The sequence below is a fragment of the Micromonospora sp. C81 genome (assembly GCF_018070425.1).
Classification (GTDB): domain Bacteria; phylum Actinomycetota; class Actinomycetes; order Mycobacteriales; family Micromonosporaceae; genus Micromonospora; species Micromonospora zamorensis.
This window is the reverse complement of record NZ_JAGPXS010000027.1, coordinates 1-16333: the sequence shown is the minus strand read 5'-3', so window position 1 is coordinate 16333 and position 16333 is coordinate 1. Positions and strand designations below refer to the sequence as shown.

Below are 16333 nucleotides of genomic sequence, written 5' to 3'. Positions count from 1 at the left end.
CTAGAGTGCGGGGGACCGACCCGCGCTGTGTGAGAGGTTCCTGATGCCCGACGACGCCCCCGCCCTGGATCTGCTGGCCCTGCTGCCGGAGCAGTGGCGTGCCGTGCTCACCCCACACCTGGATGCGGCGCGCACCGCCGCGCTGGCCGAGTTCGTCGCTCGGGAATACGCGACGCACACCGTCTTCCCTCCCCTGGAGGACCTGTTCTCGGCCTACCGGCTCTGCCCGCCGCAGGGCACCCGGGTGCTGATCCTCGGGCAGGACCCCTACCACCGGGCCGGGCAGGCACACGGGTTGAGCTTCAGCGTCCGCGACGGTGTGACGGTGCCGCCGTCGTTGCGCAACGTCTTCAAGGAGTTGGGCGAGGACGTCGGCGTTCCCAAGCCGCGCAGCGGCAACCTCGACGGGTGGGCCGCCCAGGGCGTGCTGCTGCTCAACGCGGTGCTGACCGTCCGTCAGGCCACCCCGGGCTCGCACGCCAACGCCGGCTGGGAGGAGTTCACCGACGCCACCATCCGGGCACTGGACGCCTCGCCGGACCGGGTGGTCTTCCTGCTCTGGGGCGGCTACGCCCGCAAGAAGGCGGCCCTGGTCACCAACCCGCAGCACGTCGTGCTGGAGGCCGGCCACCCCAGCCCGATGAACCCGCGTGGCTTCCTCGGCAGCCGCCCGTTCAGCGCGGCCAACAAGGCGCTCGCCGACGCCGGCCTGCCCACCATCGACTGGGAGCGCACCGCCGGCTGACCTCGGCGGCTCGCGGCTCCCGGTCACCGCCCTGCTGTTGGCGTGGCCGGCGGGTGGCTCAGCTTCCGCTGGCCAGCTGCCGGTCACGGTAGCGGCGCAACAGCTCGCCGGCGCGCGGCTCGGCCAGCTCCAATTCGACGAGCGGCACCACCTGGTAACCCCGACCGCCGTGGCGCACCTCGATCGTCTCGGGCAGCTCGTCGCACATCGTGGCCCTGATCTCGCCGTACCGGGTCGACCAACGGTGCTCGCCCGGCTCCTCGGGCTCCAGCCACACACCGCCGAACTCGCCCCAGCGAGCGTTCCACCGCTGCCCGTAGTTCCTTTCCAGCCAACGGGTCAACACCTTCGAGTCCTGCCACCGCACGGCGATCTCCAGCGCGTCCACCGGCACCGGCGCACCCTGCAACAGGGCAGCCGTGCTCCCGGTGAGCACCTGCGGGAGATCGCTGAGCCGGTCCAGCAGCCGATCCAGGCCCAGTTCGTCGATCCGCTCCGCGAGCGGCCGAGCAACCAGGTCTTCCATCCGGGCGTCAAGGTGCGCGTCCAGCGGCTCCACCCCGACGGCCAGCTGCACATCCATCGCAGCGAGCATCCGTTCCAGCACCGGGATGGTCGGCGCACGCTCGCCACGTTCGATCCTGGCCACGGCAGCCTGGCTGACCCCGGCCAGCGCGGCCAACTGACGCTGGCTCAGCTCGCGCAGGTGTCGTTGCTGCCGCACGGTAGCGCCGAGAAGGGTGACAAGGCGAGTGGATGGCATCCCCGCATGGTGGACCAGGGCCAGATGCCGGCGATACCTCTGCGGCATATTGACGACTCGCCGCTGATCCGGCCCAGGACCGCCGCGGTCGATGGCCTGGCGGCTGGCGGCGGGCCTCATCCCAGTGAGCGTGATGCCTGTGAGTCATCAAGATGACTCACAGGCATCACGCTCAAAAGGAAATGTGGCGTCGTCGCACCCGGCCGCGTCGCTCCCCGGCCGCTTCGCCGCCCGGCGGGGTTGCGGGGTGCGGGTGGGCGGGGCGTCCCGAGGACCGCGGCGGGCCCGGGCGGGCCTGGGGGGTGGTGGCGGGGCAGGGCGTGACCGGGGGCGGTGGCGGGGCGGCTAGGCTGGCTAACCGTGCTCGTACTCGTGGTGGACAGCTCGACCCCTGCGGTGACCGCAGCGCTGGTGGAGGTCTCGGCGGACGGTGTCGTGTCCCGGGCGCACCGGTGCACGGTCGATGCCCGCGCGCACGGCGAACTGCTCGCTCCCCAGGTGGATGCGGTCCTCGCCGACGCCGACGCGCGCCCACGTGACCTGAGCGCCATCGTCGCCGGGCTCGGCCCGGGTCCGTTCACCGGGCTGCGGGTCGGCCTGGTCACCGCCGCGACGATGGGTCAGGTGCTCGGCATCCCCACGTACGGCGTCTGCTCGCTGGACGCCATCGGCTACCCGGCGGCGTCCGGCGAGCCGGTGCTGGCCGCCAGCGATGCCCGGCGCAAGGAGCTCTACTGGGCCGTCTACGACGGTGCGGGCCAGCGGATCGTCGGGCCTGAGGTGTCCACGCCGTCGGTGGCCGCCGCGCGCGCCCGGGAGTTGGGCGCGACGATCGCGGTCGGGGACGGGGCACACCGGTACGCCGAGATCCTGGACCTGCCCGTGCGGGTCGAGCCCAGGTACCCGGACGCCACCGTGCTGGCGCTGCTCGCGGCCGAGCGGATCCGGGCGGGAGCGTCCAGCGAGCGACTCACCCCGCTCTACCTGCGCCGTCCCGACGCGGTGGCGGCTGTCGGCCGCAAACCGGTCCTGCCATGACAGCGGTACGGCTCGTCCCGTTCCGCTGGTGGCACATCGACGACGTGCTGCCGATCGAGGCGGACCTCTTCGGCGCCGAGCAGTGGTCGCCGGCCATGTTCTGGAACGAGCTGGCAAACGGGCACCACTACCGGGTCGCCGTCGACGGGGATGGCGCGGTGCTCGGTTACGCCGGTCTCGCCGGGGCTCCTCCGGACGAAGTGTGGGTGCAGAACATCGCCGTGCGCCGGGACGCCCAGCGGCGGGGCGTGGGCCGCGTCCTGCTGGAGGAACTGCTCGCCGAGGCGGCCCGGCGGGACGCCCGCAGCACCCTGTTGGAGGTCGCCGTGGACAACGCCGCCGCCCAGCGGCTCTACGCAACGTACGGGTTCGAGCCGATCGGGGTGCGGCGCGGCTACTACCAACCGAGCAACACCGACGCGCTGGTCATGCGGCGCGACGCCGAGCCGACCGGGGACGGACCACACGACCATGGCTGACGAACCGCTGATCCTGGGTATCGAGACCTCCTGCGACGAGACCGGCGTCGGCATCGTGCGGGGGCACACCCTGCTGGCCGACGCACTCGCCTCCAGTGTCGAGGAGCACGCCCGATTCGGGGGTGTGGTGCCCGAGGTGGCCAGCCGGGCACACCTGGAGGCCATCGTGCCCACCATGGACCGGGCCCTGACCGAGGCCGGCGTCACCCTGGCCGACATCGACGCGATCGCGGTCACCTCCGGGCCTGGTCTGGCCGGTGCGCTGCTGGTCGGTGTCGCCGCCGCCAAGGGGTACGCGCTCGCCGCCGAGAAGCCCGTGTACGGCGTGAACCATCTTGCCGCCCACGTCGCGGTGGACACCCTTGAGCACGGCCCACTGCCCGAACCCGCCATCGCGCTGCTGGTGTCCGGCGGTCACTCGTCCCTGCTGCTCGTCGACGACCTGGCCCGGGGCGTCACCCCGCTGGGCGCCACCATCGACGACGCCGCTGGTGAGGCGTTCGACAAGGTCGCCCGGCTGCTCGGGTTGCCGTTCCCGGGCGGCCCGCCGATCGACCGGGAGGCCCGGGCCGGCGACGCCGCCGCGATCGCCTTCCCACGCGGCCTGACCGCCGCCAAGGATCTCGCCGCCCACCGGTACGACTTCTCGTTCTCCGGCCTGAAGACGGCGGTGGCCCGGTGGGTCGAGGCGCGTCAGCGTGCCGGTGAGCCGGTGCCGGTGGCCGACGTGTCCGCGTCCTTCCAGGAGGCGGTCTGTGACGTCCTGACCAGCAAGGCACTCGCCGCCTGCCGCGCTCAGGGCATCGACACCCTGGTGATCGGCGGGGGAGTGGCGGCGAACTCGCGGCTGCGGGCGATGGCCGAGCAGCGGGCCGAGAAGTACGGCATCCGGGTCCGGGTACCCCGGCCGAAGCTCTGCACCGACAACGGTGCGATGGTGGCCGCGCTCGGTTCGCACCTGGTCGCCGCTGGGGTCGCGCCGAGCCGACTGGACCTGCCTGCCGATTCGGCACTGCCGTTGACCACGGTCAGCGTGTGACGGGGGCGGCGGACATGATCGTGCGGATGTGGGAGGCGCGCGCCGAGGCGTACGGCGTCGCCGACCTGATCACCTGGGTGTGCGACATCGCCCTGCCCGAGTTGGAGCACGACCCGCTGCATGTCTCCAGCGAGGTCTTCTCCTCCACCGACCATCGCGTGGTGGTCATCTCCAAGTGGCGCAGCAACCCGCGACCGCTGCCCGATCCGCCTGCCCTGCTGGTGGCCCGCGCTCCGCACTCCTGGGATTTCACCCAGGTCGACCGCTGACGCGAGCCACCAACGAGGTCATCGCCGACGGTCAGCTGCGGCGCAGCATCCGGTAGGTGGCGATTCCACCGGTGCCCAGGGCGGCGAGGAAGACCAGCCAGACGACTGTGCTGCTGACCCCGACCTGCGGGCCGGCGTTGGCCGCCGCGGCGGCCAACAGGCCGTCGTCACCGGGGGCGGGCAGCGCCGCCGGGGGCAGCTCCGGCCAGCGGACCAGGCCCGTGCTCTCCAGCATCTGCATGTGGTGCATGACGAAGCCGTTGGAGTCGTCGCAGAGCTTGCGGACGGTGGCGTCCCGGGTGCTGGCGCGGACCGCGCCGATCACCGGGAAGATCTTGCCGTGGGCGACCCGGAGCCGGGTGACGAAGATCTGGTCGAAGCGGGCGCCGGAGGCCTTCTGCATCTCCGCCAGCCAGCCCTTCTGCTCGGCGGTCGGCTCGCTGGGGATCGTCGCGCCCAACTTGTTGGCTGCCTCGACCACGAGCTCGTCGAGCTTCTGGTGCTCGCTCGCGATGCCGGCGCCGATCTCCCGCACCTTGGCCGACTGCCCCTTCTCGGCGGCCATCTGACCGGCTGGCATCTCCCACAGCCCGGCCAGCCGTACCCCGTTGAGCAGTGTCATGTCGGCGGCGTTGAGCTGCTGCCCGCCGCCGGCGGGCGCGGCCATGGCCACGCCGGGCAGGACACCGATCCCCGCGACGATCGCGATGAGCAGCATCGCCGCTCGGTGGGTCCGGTTGCCCAGCCGGCGATGGGCGGATCTGAGCGGTGCCATGTCTGTGGTGCCTCCTCGGTCCGGACCGAAACGCGTCTGGACCGGACAGCCACACGCTCCCGGCTGCCCGTCCGCCCACTGATACGGACTGATCGCGCGATCAGTTCACCGTTTGGCGACGTGGATCAGCGGGTGATGGCGAGGAAGCCGCCGAGCAGCAGCAGGGTGAGCGCCGCGGCGGCGAAGAGCATCAGCAGCTCGCGGTGCCCGTGCCCGGCGGTGTCGCGGTCGCCGGGCGGGTCGGACAGTGCCGGCAGATCGCGAGTCAGCGCGGCCAGGTCACCGAGGGTGCGTGCCGTCCACACTGCACCCGCCCGATCGGAAAACTCGTCGAGGGTCAGCCGGCCCGCCGCGGTGTGCCGGTGCAGCTCGGCGACCACCCGGTTGCGGTCGTCGTCGGAGGCGCGCAGCTCGACATCCACGCCGGACAGCGTACGCGGATCAGCCCACGTCGAGGGGGTCCGCGAGGAGTCGTTCGAAGGCCAACTCGGCGGCCCCGATCAGGGGGGCGTCCGCGCCCAGCTTGGGCGTGCGCAGCCGGACGTGCTCCAGGCAGGCTCCGAGCGCGTTGGAGTTGAGCCGGCTGCGGATCTGGGCCGCCGCCGCGAGGTAGAGGTCGCGCATGGTGCCGCCGAAGATGACCATTTCGGGGTTGAAGATGTTCACCAGGTTGGCGACGCCGAAGCCGAGCCAGTCGCCGGCCTGGCGGACCGCCGTCTGGGCCCGGGCGTCGCCCCGGTCGGCGGCGTCGAAGACCGCCAGCAGGGCGTCGCGACCCCGGGCATCGGAACGTCCGGCAGCGCGCAGCAGACCGTGCTCGCCGATCTCGGTCTCCCAGCAACCCCGGGAGCCGCACTCACAGGGCCGGCCGTCGCGGACCACCTTCATGTGGCCGACCTCGCCGCCGTACCCACCGTGCCCGGTCAGCCGACGTCCACCGGCGATGATGCCGGCACCCACGCCGACGTCTCCGTACAGGTAGAGGACGTTGTCGCAACCGGCCGCAACACCCCGCGCGTGCTCGGCGAACGCGGCGACGTCGGCCACGTTGCCCACCGTGACCGGTACGTCGATGCCCAACTCGTCGGCGAGGGCCGAGCCGATCGGCTCGTCCACCCAGCCGGTGGTGGGGCCGAGCCGGACCAGGCCGTCGTCCCGGCGGACCATGCCGCAGACCGCGACGCCGGCGCCGACGCAGATCGCGTCGGCCGGCACCAGCTGCTGCATCTCCTTGACCGCGCCGGCCAGCAGCGGCGCGGCCTCCGCGGCCAGCAGCCCGCGTGGTCTGTCCAGGTCGCGGCGGTCCAGGACCGCCCCGCCCAACCCGATCCGGGCCGCGCGCAGTCGGTCCACCTCCACCGAGTACGCGTACGCGTAGACCCGGGCCGACTCGGGCCGGACGACAAGTGACGGTCGCCCGGCCCGGCCGGTCTCCTTCGGCGCGCCTTCGCTGACCAGCCCCACCGCGGACAGGTCGGCGGTGAGCGCGCCGATGGTGCTGCGGTTGAGGCCGAGCGTGGTGGTCAGTTCCGCGCGTGTGGTCGCCCCGTGGACGTGCACATGCCTCAGCAGAGCCCCGAGGTTCTGCCGTCGGACGTCGTCCTGGCTCGGTCCTGGGCGCATCGTGGTGCTACCTCCCGCGCGGTCAGCGGGTGCCGGTGGCTGCCGCGCGGCGGCGGGAGAGCGCGTCGACGCTGGCGGCGAGCAGCAGTACGACACCGGTGACCACGTACTTGACTCCCGCGGTGTACCCCATCAGGCCCATTCCGTTCTCGATGACCGCGACCACCGCGCCGCCGAGCACGGCGTCGAAGACGCGGCCCTTGCCACCGAACAGGCTGGTGCCGCCGATCACCGCTGCGCCCACCGCGTAGAGCAGTACGTTACTGCCCCCGGTGTTCGGGTCGACCGAGTTGGCCCGGCTGGCCGCCACGATGCCACCAATGGCGGCCATGGACGAGCAGATCACGAAGACGGAGATCCGGATCCGGTCCACTCCGATGCCGGCCCGGCGGGCCGCTTCCCGGTTGCCGCCCACGGCGTAGATGTGCCGGCCGTAGCTGGTGCGCTGCAGCACGAAGGTCCAGATGACCAGCAGCACCGCGATGATCGGCACCACGATCGGCACACCCTTGAGCGAGACGATGAGGACGTTGCGGCTGCGCTCCAGGTTGAGCACGTACACAGCGGTGCCGAGGATGACGGCGAGCCCGGCGATCCGCAGCGCCACCACCGCGATCGGGTCGGTGATCAGACCACGTGCCGCCCGGTTGCGGTGGCGCAGCAGTTGCACCGCCGCGTAGCCGACGACCGCGAGGGCGGTCAGCGCCCAGCCCAACGTGGGGCCGAGGTTGCGGTTGGCGATGGCGACCAGCACGTCGTCGCGGACGGAGATGTTGGTGCCATCCTTGACGAGCAGCAGCACGACGCCCTGGAAGGCGAGGAAGCCGGCGAGGGTGACCACGAAGGACGGAATACCGATCTTCGCGACGAGCAGGCCGAGCGTGGTGCCGATGACCACACCGGTGGCGACCGCGGCGAGCACCGCGACCCACCAGGGGTAGCCGAGCACGGTGACCACATTGGCCAGCACCGCCGCGCAGACGCCGCTGGCGAAGCCGGCGGAGAGGTCGATCTCGCCGAGCAGCAGCACGAAGACCAGGCCCATCGCGATCAGCGTGACCGCCGCGCCCTGGGTGAAGAGGTTGGCGAAGTTGCCGGCCGACAGGAACGACGACGGCCGCATGATCGCGAAGACGGTGCAGAGCACGATCAGGCCGAGCACGGCCGGCAATGCGCCAACGTCGCCACCGCGTACCCGACTCAGGTAGTTGCGGACGTGGCCCCCGACGGTCGGCGTCGGTGTGACGGCCGCCGGGCCGTCCTTCCGCACGGCGGTGGTGGTCATCGGACGCCTCCTGAGATCGAGTCGGCCGCCTGCGGGCCGTCGCCGTTGCTGCCCGGGTCGGTGGCGAGGCCGAGCCCGCCCGAGCGCCCGGCGGTGATCAGCTCGACCACCTGGGCGTGGGTGATGTCGGTGGTCTTCACCTGGGCGACCATCTGGCCGAGGTACAGCGCGGCGATCCGGTCGGAGACGGCGAAGACATCGTTCATGTTGTGCGAGATGAGCACCACGGCCAGGCCGTTGTCGGCGAGGCGGCGGACCAGTTCGAGCACCTGCGCGGTCTGTGCCACGCCGAGCGCCGCGGTCGGCTCGTCCAGGATGACCAGCTTGCTGTTCCACAGCACCGCCTTGGCGATCGCCACGGTCTGGCGCTGGCCGCCGGAGAGGCTGGACACGTGCTGGCGCAGCGACGTGACGGTGCGGATGGAGAGCCCTGCCAGGGTCTCGGCGGCGAGTTGTTCCATGGTCGGCTCGTCCAGGACGATGCCGCTGCGCCTCTCCCGACCGAGGAACATGTTCTGCACGATGTCCAGGTTGTCGCAGAGCGCGAGGTCCTGGTAGACGACCTCGATGCCGAGCGTGGCGGCGTCGCGGGGGCTGCCGATGTGCACCGGTTCACCGTTGAACAGGAACTCTCCGGCGTCGGTGGGGTGGATGCCGCTGATGCACTTCACCAGGGTCGACTTGCCGGCGCCGTTGTCGCCGACCAGTGCGGTCACCTCGCCCGGGTGGACGGTCAGGGCGACGTCGCGGAGCACCTGGACGGGACCGAAGCTCTTGTCGATCCCGCGGAGTTCCAGCAGGGGGGTCGCGGACACGGGGTCTCCTTCTCAAGGGAGGGTCGGGGCCCGTCCGGCGGGCGCCGCCCGGCACGGGAGGGTGCTCCCGTGCCGGGCGGCGGTGGTCGTTCCGGCGGGTACTGCGGCGTCGGTCAGCTGATGCCGGCTTCGGCGCAGAACTTGGCGTACGCCGCGGTGCAGACCTGCTCCTTGGTCGCGTAGCCGTCGGCGATGACGTCCTTGACGTTGTCCTTGTAGATGGCCTTCGGGGTGAGCAGCACCGAGGGGACGTCGCGGTCACCGTCCTTCACCGACTGGCCGGTGTCCTTCTTCTCGCCCTTGGCCAGCGCGATGGCCAGGTCCGCGGCGGCCTTGGCCTCTTCCCGGACTGCCTTGTAGACGGTCATGCACTGGTCACCGGCGAGGATGTTCTGCAGGCCCTCCACGCTGGCGTCCTGCCCGGTCACCGGCACCTTGCCGTTGATCTTGTTCTTCTTCAGGATCGAGATGGCGGCGTTGCCGAGAGTGTCGTTGGCGGCCAGCACGCCGTCGATCTTGCCCTTGGTCGCGGTGAGCTGCTGCTCGAAGATGGTCGCGGCGGTGGGGCCGTCCCAGCCCGGCACGGCGTCGTCCGGGCCCTTGGTGTATTCCTTGGAGTCGAACTTCGGCTTGAGCACCGAGTCGTATCCGGCCTTGAACAGGGTGGCGTTGTTGTCGGTGGGGGAGCCGTTCAGGTATGCCACGACCGGGTTCTTGGCGTTCTTCTCGGTCAGGCACTTCGCCAGACCCTCGCCCTGGAGCTTGCCGACGGACTCGTTGTCGAAGCTGACGTAGTACTGGGCGGAGCCGCCGAGGGTGAGCCGGTCGTAGTCGATGGTGGCGACGCCCTGCGACTTGGCCTTGTCGAGCACGGCCTTGCCGGTGCCGGAGTCCAGGTTGACGATCATCAGGGCGGTGACGCCGCTGGTGATCATCTGGTCGGCGATGGTCTGGAAGGCGGCCTTGTCGTTCTGGGCGTTCTGAATGTCGGACTGGACGCCGGCGGCCTTGAACGCCTCCTCCAGGAAGCGGCGGTCCGCCGTCTCCCAGCGGGGGGAGGACTTGCTGTCCGGAAGGATCACGCCGATCTTGGGGGTCTTTTTGGAGTCGGTCGAGCCGGTGCCGGAGTCGTCGCTACAGGCGGTCAAGCCGCCGGTCGCGAGCAGGCCCACGGCGGCGATGGTGAGGATCCCCTTACGCATGTGCAGGGTCCTTTCGGAGGTGGGGGAGGTGTTGTTTTGTTGTGTCCGGCAACGTATTTCGCGTCACACCGGCTCCACAAGACCGCGCAGGTGCCTAGTTTGTTGGGAGCGATAACAATTCAGCAACGCGACTGTTACTCCGCGGGTATCCCACCGGGGAGTCGACGTAACGAAGGTCGTCAGTGGGTCTGCAACGGCGCGGTGCGGGCGTCGGTCAGCGCCACCAGATCCGCCGCGGCCAGTTCGAGTTGCAGACCGCGCCGACCAGCCGAGACGTAGATCGTCGGGAATGCCAGCGCGGAGTCGTCCAGCACTGTGGGCAGTCGCTTGCGCTGCCCGAGCGGGCTGATCCCACCGCGTACGTAGCCGGTTGCCCGCTCGGCGACCGCCCGGTCGGCCAGCGCCGCCCGCTTGCCACCGACGGCCGCCGCGAGCGCCTTCAGATCCAACTCGCCGGTGACCGGAACGACCGCCACGGTCAGTGCGCCGTCGACCTCGGTCACCAGCGACTTGAACACGCGCTCCGGTGGCACGCCGAGCGCCACCGCCACCAACGCGCCGTAGTTCGGGGCGTCCGGTGCCACCCGGTACGGATGGGTGCGGTGCGCCACCCCACGCTTGACCACCAGTGCCGTCGCCGGAGTGCCCTGTCCTGCCACACCGGCGACGCTAGTCGACCGGCCTACCGATCAGCACTGTCGGTGCGCCGGCGACCCGGGTGAGCACCAGGCTCGCCGCCTCGTCGCCGGCCAGCCTAAGGTCCCGCCGAAGCTGCTCCGGGGTGAGCGCGGAACCCCGCTTGAGGATCTCCACCCGGCCCACCCGACGATCCCGCAGCAGTGCCCGCAGGCGCTTGAGCGAGAACGGCAGCACGTCGGTGATCTCCAGGCAGCGTGCGTACGGGGTGCGGATCGGCTGGTCGGCGTAGAGGTAGGCGATGCTCGGATCGCCCAGGGTGGCGTCCAGTTCGGTGGCCAGTTCGGCCACGAGGTGCGCGCGCACCACCGCCGGGTCCGGGTCGTACAGGTAGCGACGTGGCGGCCCGACCGGCGCCTCGTCGGCACCCGAGCCGCTGAGCTGGTGGCGGCGTGTCTCGACGCCCCGCTGGCGGTAGAGGGTCGCGCGGCGGGGCACCTCCGCCAGGTCACCACACCAGAGCGCGGCCTCGACCAGGTCGCCATCGACGCCGACCCACTCGGCCTCCGCGCCGGCCGGAATGAGCGCGTGGTCCAGGCCCGGCGCCACCTTCACCACGGTGCGCGGCACCCGCTCGGCCAGCCCGGTCACGAAGTCCCACGGTGGCGAGTAGGCGCGCGGGTCGAAGATCCGTCGCCCGGTGCCGGTGGTGCGGCGGGCCGGGTCGCAGAAGACCCCGTCGACCCGGGAGACGTCGAACGCTGTGGCATCCCCGCACTCGACAGTGAACAGGTCGGCCAGCCCGGCCGCGTCGGCGTTGGCGGCGGCCATCGCGGCGGTCACCGGGTCGGCCTCCACCCCGTACACCCGGATGCCGGCGCGGGCGGCGGCCAGCGCGTCGGCGCCGAGGCCGCATCCGAGGTCGGCCAGGGTGCGCACGCCGGCCGCGTGGAGCCGGGCGGCCCGCCGGTCGGCGACCACCCGGCGGGTGGCCTGCTCCAGCCCCGGGCGGGTGAGGAACATCCCAGCGGCTGCCGGGCCGAACTTGCCGACCGCCCGGTGGCGCAGCTCAGCCTGGGTGAGCGCGGCCGCGGCCAGCGTCGGCGGCACCCCGGCCGCGCGCAGGGCCGACGCCGCAGCCAGTGGATCACCGCCGGCCAGCCCGGCCGCCGCCGTGAGCGCGGCCGACCCCTCAGGGGTACGCAGCGCCGCCAGCTGATCGAGATCCACCCGGTCATTGTCCGGGTAGACCCGGAAATCCGGGCTGGCGGGGCGCGACTCGCTGGCACTCTCCTTGACGGAGTGCTAGCCACGGAATAACCTGCGATTAGCACTCTCACCCTGAGGGTGCCAGCTTCCGGGTCTCACGACCCGGGGGCGCACGCCAGGCGGACCGGCACCCGCGACGACGGCCCCGCCCGGTGGCATGAGGCAGATTGACGCTGGTCGGCCCCGCCGGCCAGCAACGAAACCAGTACCCCAGGAGGGTATGCCCGTGACTACCGCGACCAAGGTTGCGATCAAGCCGCTCGAGGACCGCATCGTGGTCCAGGCGAACGAGGCTGAGACCACCACGGCGTCGGGCATCGTGATCCCCGACACCGCCAAGGAGAAGCCGCAGGAGGGCACTGTCCTCGCTGTCGGCCCGGGCCGCGTCGACGACAACGGCAACCGGGTTCCGGTTGACGTGCAGGTCGGCGACACCGTCCTCTACTCGAAGTACGGCGGCACCGAGGTCAAGTACGCCGGCGAGGAGTACCTGGTGCTCTCCGCCCGCGACGTCCTCGCGGTCATCGAGAAGTAAGCAACCGATCAGTGCCACTGCCCCGGTCCGGCTCGCCGGGCCGGGGCAATGGCGCTTCGAAGGGACATAAATGGCGAAGATCCTGAGCTTCTCGGACGACGCCCGGCACCTGCTGGAGCACGGTGTCAACGCCCTCGCGGACGTGGTCAAGGTCACCCTCGGCCCGCGCGGGCGCAACGTCGTCCTGGACAAGAAATTCGGTGCGCCGACGATCACCAACGATGGTGTGACCATCGCCAAGGAGATCGAGCTCACCAACCCGTACGAGAACCTTGGCGCGCAGCTGGTCAAGGAGGTGGCGACCAAGACCAACGACGTCGCCGGCGACGGGACCACCACCGCGACAGTGCTGGCCCAGGCGATGGTTCGTGAGGGTCTGCGCAACGTGACCGCCGGGACCAACCCGGCCGGCCTCAAGCGGGGCATCGACGCGGCGGCCGCCAAGGTCTCCGAGGCGCTGCTCGGCCGTGCCGCCGAGGTCACCAGCAAGGAGTCGATCGCGAACGTGGCGACGATCTCCGCGCAGGACGCCACGATCGGCGACCTGATCGCCGAGGCGATGGAGCGGGTCGGCCGCGACGGTGTCATCACCGTCGAGGAAGGCTCCATGCTCACCACCGAACTGGACGTGACCGAGGGTCTCCAGTTCGACAAGGGCTTCATCTCGCCGAACTTCGTCACCGACCTGGAGAGCCAGGAGTCCGTCCTTGAGGACGCGTACATCCTGGTCACCACCCAGAAGATCTCGGCGATCGAAGAGCTGCTGCCGCTGCTGGAGAAGATCCTGCAGAACAGCAAGCCCCTGCTGATCATCGCCGAGGACGTGGACGGCCAGGCGCTCTCCACCCTGGTGGTCAACTCGCTGCGCAAGACCCTCAAGGTCTGCGCGGTCAAGGCCCCGGGCTTCGGTGACCGGCGCAAGGCGATGCTCCAGGACATCGCGATCTCCACGGGTGCCGAGCTGGTCGCCCCGGAGCTGGGCTACAAGATCGACCAGGTCGGCCTGGAGGTGCTCGGCACCGCTCGGCGCGTCGTGGTCGACAAGGAGAACACCACGATCGTCGATGGCGGCGGCCAGAAGGCCGACGTCGCCGACCGGGTGTCCCAGATCCGCAAGGAGATCGAGGCCTCCGACTCCGACTGGGACCGGGAGAAGCTGGCCGAGCGGCTGGCGAAGCTCTCCGGTGGCATCGCCGTCATCAAGGCTGGCGCGGCCACCGAGGTCGAGATGAAGGAGCGCAAGCACCGCATCGAGGACGCCATCGCGGCGACCAAGGCTGCGGTCGAGGAGGGCACTGTGCCCGGCGGCGGCGCCGCCCTGGTGCAGATCCGTTCGGTGCTCGACGACGACCTGGGCTTCACCGGCGACGAGAAGATCGGTGTCTCGGTCGTGCGCAAGTCGCTCGTCGAGCCGCTGCGCTGGATCGCCCAGAACGCCGGTCACGACGGCTACGTCGTGACGCAGAAGGTCGCCGACCTGGAGTGGGGCAACGGCCTCGACGCCGCCAAGGGCGAGTACGTCGACCTGGTCAAGGCCGGCATCATCGACCCGGTGAAGGTGACCCGCAACGCGGTCACCAACGCCGCCTCGATCGCCGGTCTGCTGCTCACCACGGAGAGCCTCGTGGTCGAGAAGCCGGAGCAGGCGGAGCAGTCCGCCGGCGGCGGCCACGGCCACGGTCACGGCCACCAGCACGGCCCGGGCTTCTGACCCGGTAGCTACACCCGTTCCGGGGCACACCGTCGCACGACGGTGTGCCCCGGAACGTCTTATGGGTCTGTTACCGACGCTGCCGTTGTTGGCGAGTGGACCGGATGATCGCGCACACTGGGCCGATGAGCACCACGTCGCGGCGCTACGCCGCGCTGGCCGGGATCACCGCCGCCGCCGTCGCGATCGGAATCGCCGAACCGGTGGCGGTCCTGACCGGCCCCCGGTCGGCACCGCTGGTCGCGGTCGGCGGGGTGGTGGTCGACGCCGTCCCCGAGTCGCTGAAGCAACTCGCCATCGACCTCTTCGGCACCGCCGACAAGATCGCGCTGCTGGTCGGTACGGGCCTGTTGCTGGGAGGGTTCGCGGCGCTGTTCGGTGTGCTGGCGGTCCGACGGCTGGCATTCGGCCTGGCCGGCATCGCCGCGTTCGGCGTCATCGGTGTGGCCGCCGCGCTGACCCGTTCCGGTGCGGACGCCGCCGACGCGCTGCCGTCGCTGGTCGGCGCCGGCCTCGGCGGCCTGGTGCTATGGCTGTTCATCGACGGCCCGTTCGAGCTGGACCCCTGGCCATGGTCACCGCCCACGCCGATCGCGCCGCCCGCCGGGTCGGTGCCGCCTGCTGGGTCGGTGCCGCCTGCGGGTCCGGCGCGGGGGTCGCGGGCCGAGCCGCCCTCGCCGACGCCCGAGGGCCTGCCGGTGCCGGTGACTCCCGCCGCGCCGGTGTCGCCTGCTGGCCCGGTGACGCCCGCTGCGCCGGTGGCTCCGGGCGGGCAACCCGCGGCCGGGGCTGCGGAAGTCGACCCCGAGTCGCGGCGGCGGTTCCTCACCAGCAGCGGGGTTCTGCTCGGAACCGCCGTGGCGGCAGGTCTCGGTGGGCGCTGGCTGGCCGGCCGACGCGGGGTGTCCGCCGCTCGGGACGCGATCCGGCTGCCCGCGCCGGTCGCCCCCGCAGCGGCCGTACCCGCAGGCGCGGACCTCTCGCTGGCGCAACTCGCGCCGTACGTCACCTCGAACCTCGGGTTCTACCGGATCGACACCGCGCTGGTGGTACCCCAGGTGGACCCGGACAGCTGGCGGCTGCGGATCCACGGGCGGGTCGGCACCGAGCGCACCTACACCTACGCCGACCTGCTGGCCCGGCCGCTGGTCGAGCGGTACGTCACGTTGGCCTGCGTCTCCAACGAGGTGGGCGGTGACCTGATCGGCAACGCCCGCTGGCTCGGCGTACCCCTGCGGGAACTGCTCGACGAGGTCGAGCCGGATGCGGACGCCGACCAGGTCGTCGGCCGGTCGGTCGACGGCTGGACCTGCGGCACCCCCACCGCCGCGCTGCGCGACGGGCGGGACGCGCTGCTGGCGGTCGGCATGAACGGCGAGCCTCTGCCCGTCGAGCACGGCTTCCCGGTCCGGATGGTGGTGCCCGGCCTCTACGGGTACGTGTCGGCGTGCAAGTGGGTGACCGAGCTGGAGCTGACCCGGTTCGCGGACTTCGACGCGTACTGGGTGCCGCGCGGCTGGTCGGTCGAAGGGCCCATCAAGACGCAGTCGAGGATCGACACGCCCCGGGGACGTAACCGGCTGACCACGGGGCCGGTGACCATCGCCGGTGTGGCGTGGGCGCAGCACCGGGGCATCCGCCAGGTCGAGGTGCGCGTCGACGACGGCGAGTGGCAGCAGGCCGAGCTGGCCCCAGCCGTGTCGGTGGACACCTGGGTGCAGTGGTCGTGGCGCTGGGACGCCACGCCAGGCGAGCACCGGCTGCAGGTCCGGGCAACGGACGCCACCGGCGAAACCCAGACCGAGCGTAAGCAGGATGTCGTCCCGGACGGCGCCACCGGCTGGCACACGGTCACCGTCACCGTCCGCTGATCCGGCAGTGCCGGGCGGTCCGCCTGGTCGGAAGCCGTCGGAGCGCTGCCGGGCCGGGCCGGGCCCGGCCGGCGGGCGGTGTGTCGCGCCGGCCGAGTGAGCCCGACCGTGTAGATCTTGGACAGTTTCCGTTAGCGGGGCGGGCTCAACCGGTGGTTGCAACACCTAGGAGCTGGGTCATCTTCTCACCTGGGGTGGCCCAGCCCAGGGTCATGCGGGGGCGGTCGTTGAGTTCGTCGGCGACGTGGTCGAGGCCGGCCTGGTCGATGGTGGTGAAG

At 71.4% G+C, this 16333-nt stretch carries 17 protein-coding genes and 1 pseudogene; 8 read left to right on the top strand and 10 right to left on the bottom strand.

Features of this window, described 5'->3' with window-relative positions; all coding sequences use genetic code 11:
* The first annotated feature begins 43 nt into the window (after window positions 1-43).
* The gene (ung, locus tag KBX46_RS29860) at window positions 44-745 is read left to right on the top strand and encodes a uracil-DNA glycosylase (RefSeq protein ID WP_210795295.1); all 702 of its coding nucleotides are present in this window, start codon (window positions 44-46) and stop codon (window positions 743-745) included.
* A gap of 58 nt (window positions 746-803) precedes the next feature.
* On the opposite strand, the gene KBX46_RS29855 is transcribed toward ung, so the two are convergent.
* A complete protein-coding gene (locus tag KBX46_RS29855) occupies window positions 804-1508 on the bottom strand; it encodes a helix-turn-helix domain-containing protein (RefSeq protein ID WP_247668406.1) in 705 nt (234 codons plus the stop codon).
* A gap of 360 nt (window positions 1509-1868) precedes the next feature.
* Between KBX46_RS29855 and tsaB the strand changes: the two genes are divergently transcribed.
* From tsaB to KBX46_RS29835, 4 genes are read left to right on the top strand one after another with little or no spacing between them, the layout of a single operon-like run.
* Entirely contained in the window at window positions 1869-2546 is a 678-nt protein-coding gene (tsaB, locus tag KBX46_RS29850; RefSeq protein ID WP_088950183.1) for a tRNA (adenosine(37)-N6)-threonylcarbamoyltransferase complex dimerization subunit type 1 TsaB, read from the top strand.
* On the top strand, window positions 2543-3025 hold the full coding sequence (gene rimI / locus KBX46_RS29845) for a ribosomal protein S18-alanine N-acetyltransferase (protein ID WP_210795291.1): 483 nt from the start codon (window positions 2543-2545) through the stop codon (window positions 3023-3025). Before tsaB ends, rimI begins: the two co-directional genes overlap by 4 nt.
* The gene (gene tsaD / locus KBX46_RS29840) at window positions 3018-4064 is read left to right on the top strand and encodes a tRNA (adenosine(37)-N6)-threonylcarbamoyltransferase complex transferase subunit TsaD (RefSeq protein WP_088950181.1); all 1047 of its coding nucleotides are present in this window, start codon (window positions 3018-3020) and stop codon (window positions 4062-4064) included. Before rimI ends, tsaD begins: the two co-directional genes overlap by 8 nt.
* 14 nt (window positions 4065-4078) lie before the next feature.
* Complete coding sequence (locus KBX46_RS29835; protein WP_088950180.1) at window positions 4079-4333, top strand: hypothetical protein; 255 nt, start codon at window positions 4079-4081, stop codon at window positions 4331-4333.
* A gap of 31 nt (window positions 4334-4364) precedes the next feature.
* Here the strand turns inward: KBX46_RS29835 and KBX46_RS29830 are convergent, their stop codons facing one another.
* The 8 genes from KBX46_RS29830 to KBX46_RS29795 all read right to left on the bottom strand — a co-directional run bounded on the left by KBX46_RS29830 (window position 4365) and on the right by KBX46_RS29795 (window position 11899).
* Entirely contained in the window at window positions 4365-5108 is a 744-nt protein-coding gene (locus KBX46_RS29830; RefSeq protein WP_088950179.1) for a DUF4142 domain-containing protein, read from the bottom strand.
* Between the two features lie 125 nt (window positions 5109-5233).
* Window positions 5234-5530, bottom strand: a complete 297-nt coding sequence (locus KBX46_RS29825) for a DUF1707 domain-containing protein (RefSeq protein WP_210795289.1) — start codon at window positions 5528-5530, stop codon at window positions 5234-5236.
* Between the two features lie 19 nt (window positions 5531-5549).
* Window positions 5550-6731 (bottom strand): ROK family protein, encoded by a 1182-nt coding sequence (locus KBX46_RS29820; RefSeq protein WP_088950177.1) that lies wholly within the window; start codon window positions 6729-6731, stop codon window positions 5550-5552.
* Between the two features lie 22 nt (window positions 6732-6753).
* The gene (locus KBX46_RS29815; protein ID WP_210795287.1) at window positions 6754-8016 is read right to left on the bottom strand and encodes a sugar ABC transporter permease; all 1263 of its coding nucleotides are present in this window, start codon (window positions 8014-8016) and stop codon (window positions 6754-6756) included.
* Window positions 8013-8831: an ATP-binding cassette domain-containing protein gene (locus KBX46_RS29810; protein WP_088950175.1), complete on the bottom strand. Its 819-nt coding sequence runs from the start codon at window positions 8829-8831 to the stop codon at window positions 8013-8015. Before KBX46_RS29810 ends, KBX46_RS29815 begins: the two co-directional genes overlap by 4 nt.
* 113 nt (window positions 8832-8944) lie before the next feature.
* Complete coding sequence (locus tag KBX46_RS29805) at window positions 8945-10033, bottom strand: sugar ABC transporter substrate-binding protein (RefSeq protein ID WP_088950174.1); 1089 nt, start codon at window positions 10031-10033, stop codon at window positions 8945-8947.
* 179 nt (window positions 10034-10212) lie between these two features.
* Entirely contained in the window at window positions 10213-10692 is a 480-nt protein-coding gene (ybaK, locus tag KBX46_RS29800) for a Cys-tRNA(Pro) deacylase (RefSeq protein WP_088950173.1), read from the bottom strand.
* Window positions 10693-10702: 10 nt separating this feature from the next.
* Window positions 10703-11899 (bottom strand): methyltransferase domain-containing protein, encoded by a 1197-nt coding sequence (locus KBX46_RS29795; protein ID WP_088950172.1) that lies wholly within the window; start codon window positions 11897-11899, stop codon window positions 10703-10705.
* Between the two features lie 259 nt (window positions 11900-12158).
* Here KBX46_RS29795 and groES point away from each other — a divergent pair, with 259 nt between their 5' ends.
* The 3 genes from groES (at window position 12159) to KBX46_RS29780 (ending at window position 16055) form a co-directional block, all read left to right on the top strand.
* The gene (gene groES, locus KBX46_RS29790) at window positions 12159-12473 is read left to right on the top strand and encodes a co-chaperone GroES (protein ID WP_030330046.1); all 315 of its coding nucleotides are present in this window, start codon (window positions 12159-12161) and stop codon (window positions 12471-12473) included.
* A 70-nt stretch (window positions 12474-12543) separates the two neighbouring features.
* On the top strand, window positions 12544-14184 hold the full coding sequence (gene groL, locus KBX46_RS29785; protein ID WP_088950171.1) for a chaperonin GroEL: 1641 nt from the start codon (window positions 12544-12546) through the stop codon (window positions 14182-14184).
* 125 nt (window positions 14185-14309) lie between these two features.
* A complete protein-coding gene (locus KBX46_RS29780) occupies window positions 14310-16055 on the top strand; it encodes a molybdopterin-dependent oxidoreductase (protein ID WP_210795286.1) in 1746 nt (581 codons plus the stop codon).
* Window positions 16056-16200: 145 nt separating this feature from the next.
* Here KBX46_RS29780 and KBX46_RS32780 read toward each other — a convergent pair.
* A pseudogene (locus tag KBX46_RS32780) lies at window positions 16201-16333 on the bottom strand (IS30 family transposase); the annotation flags it as partial.

Bases quoted from the DNA above. Each gene is read 5' to 3' on its own strand.
- ung (WP_210795295.1), top strand. From the start codon at position 44: ATGCCCGACGACGCCCCCGCCCTGGATCTGCTGGCCCTGCTGCCGGAG.
- KBX46_RS29855 (WP_247668406.1), bottom strand. From the start codon at position 1,508: ATGCCATCCACTCGCCTTGTCACCCTTCTCGGCGCTACCGTGCGGCAG.
- rimI (WP_210795291.1), top strand. From the start codon at position 2,543: ATGACAGCGGTACGGCTCGTCCCGTTCCGCTGGTGGCACATCGACGAC.
- tsaD (WP_088950181.1), top strand. From the start codon at position 3,018: ATGGCTGACGAACCGCTGATCCTGGGTATCGAGACCTCCTGCGACGAG.
- KBX46_RS29835 (WP_088950180.1), top strand. From the start codon at position 4,079: ATGATCGTGCGGATGTGGGAGGCGCGCGCCGAGGCGTACGGCGTCGCC.
- KBX46_RS29830 (WP_088950179.1), bottom strand. From the start codon at position 5,108: ATGGCACCGCTCAGATCCGCCCATCGCCGGCTGGGCAACCGGACCCAC.
- KBX46_RS29820 (WP_088950177.1), bottom strand. From the start codon at position 6,731: ATGCGCCCAGGACCGAGCCAGGACGACGTCCGACGGCAGAACCTCGGG.
- KBX46_RS29815 (WP_210795287.1), bottom strand. From the start codon at position 8,016: ATGACCACCACCGCCGTGCGGAAGGACGGCCCGGCGGCCGTCACACCG.
- KBX46_RS29805 (WP_088950174.1), bottom strand. From the start codon at position 10,033: ATGCGTAAGGGGATCCTCACCATCGCCGCCGTGGGCCTGCTCGCGACC.
- groES (WP_030330046.1), top strand. From the start codon at position 12,159: ATGCCCGTGACTACCGCGACCAAGGTTGCGATCAAGCCGCTCGAGGAC.
- groL (WP_088950171.1), top strand. From the start codon at position 12,544: ATGGCGAAGATCCTGAGCTTCTCGGACGACGCCCGGCACCTGCTGGAG.
- KBX46_RS29780 (WP_210795286.1), top strand. From the start codon at position 14,310: ATGAGCACCACGTCGCGGCGCTACGCCGCGCTGGCCGGGATCACCGCC.